The organism is Vibrio sp. 10N.222.46.A1 (assembly GCF_041473595.1).
GTDB lineage: Bacteria > Pseudomonadota > Gammaproteobacteria > Enterobacterales > Vibrionaceae > Vibrio > Vibrio tasmaniensis_A.
The window spans coordinates 1-1,725 of the sequence record NZ_JBFRSN010001344.1; the positions used below are offsets into that span (position 1 = coordinate 1).

Consider the following 1,725-nt stretch of genomic DNA (forward strand, 5'->3'; position numbering starts at 1 on the left):
GATATCAGGTTTACCAAACAAGCGAACTTGCGTTTGTGGTGCGTCTAGCGCCTCTGTAAGACCTTCAAAACGAATGTTGGTTGAAGTGCCTTGGCCCAGAATAACCGCTGATGCACATGGACCGTATTGCGTGATGGATTTGATCGGCATACCGGTAAACGCGCGTACGTGCAGTGCGAATTCCGATGAGTCTTGAGACATAAGAGTCACTAAGCCAGTATCGTGTGGGCGAGGGGATACTTCGTTGAAGATAACGTGATCGCCTTTAACAAACAGCTCGACACCAAAGATACCGTGACCACCTAGTGCATTAACCACTTGTTCAGCGGTGTATTGCGCTGTTTTAAGTGCGTTGTCTGACATGACTTGTGGCTGCCAAGACTCACGGTAATCACCATCTTCTTGGCGGTGACCGATAGGCGCACAGAAATGCACACCGTCGACTGCGCGAACGGTAAGTAGCGTAATTTCGTAATCAAAGTCGATGAAGCCTTCAACGATTACGCGACCCGCGCCAGTACGACCGCCTTCTTGTGCGTAGTCCCAAGACTTTTGAATGTCTTCCTCTGTTTTGATAACGCTTTGGCCTTTACCTGAAGAGCTCATTACTGGCTTAACAACGCAAGGCATTCCCACGAATTCAATAGCGGCAGCGAAGTCTTCAAAGGTGTCTGCAAAGCGGTAAGGAGAAGTGCTCAGTTTTAGCTCTTCTGCCGCTAGGCGACGGATACCTTCGCGGTTCATCGTTAGCTTGGTCGCATTCGCAGTCGGAACGACATTTAAGCCTTGCGCTTCTAGCTCTACCAACTTGCTGGTGGCAATAGCTTCAATTTCAGGAACCACATAATCTGGCTTTTCTAGTTCAATGATCGCTTGAAGTGCATCGCCGTCTAACATGTCTAATACATGGCTACGATGCGCAACTTGCATCGCGGGTGCGTCTGCATAACGGTCACAAGCAATAACTTCCAAACCTAAACGTTGGCACTCGATAGCAACTTCTTTGCCGAGTTCACCTGAACCTAATAGAAGTACACGAGTAGCATTTTCACGAGTAGCAGTACCAAACATAGAAATTCCTTCCGATCTTTTGAACGATTGATTGAAAACGGGGTGATCATACTTATTTCAATGATAAAAGCAAACGTTTGCGCAAGTTGTTGCGTTAATTACAGGTATAAAAAAAGCAGCCCCGTTAAATAGGGCTGCTTATTTGAATTTTTGTTAATTAGATGTACTTAGATTGCTAAGTAAGTCACTGGAATGTCGGGATTAATCGCTTCTAATGTAGATTGCGTATCCGCTAGGTGACTGATGCTACCTTCGGCGATTTCAACCAAAGCTGCACTTTCAATTTGTTCAAAATCGAAGCCAGCCAGTTTAAGTTGAATTAACGCGACTTGCAGAGGAGGTAGGCTCGGGTTGAACGCTGCGTTTTCAGCGTAAGCACCCGTAAAAATTTCACCTGACGTCAGTTGTAGCGAAACACCACTTAGGTTTTTGGTGTAAGGCGCATGGCTGCGGTTTAGTGCTGCTAGCGCATCTACAACAATAGGTGTTGTTTCTTCGGTCGTGTACTTATGATCAAGCTTTGTCATTAGGCCTGTTGTTACACCTAAATCAGCAGGGCCGAACGAGTCTGGTAGGTACTCTTGCAGAGACATTTCATCACGTTGTGGAAGCTGAACCTTAAGCTCTTTCGCTGTGGTCAGTTCGTTCATGAAT

The 1,725-nt window shown here is 46.3% G+C and carries 2 protein-coding genes; both read right to left on the reverse strand.

Going from position 1 to position 1,725, the window contains the following annotated elements; translation table 11 throughout:
* On the reverse strand, nucleotides 1–1,071 hold a 1,071-nt coding region (gene purT / locus AB4496_RS26480; protein WP_372132872.1), incomplete at its 3' end, for a formate-dependent phosphoribosylglycinamide formyltransferase.
* Nucleotides 1,072–1,238: 167 nt separating this feature from the next.
* The coding region (gene cdd / locus AB4496_RS26485) for a cytidine deaminase (RefSeq protein WP_372132875.1) at nucleotides 1,239–1,725 on the reverse strand (487 nt) is incomplete at its 5' end.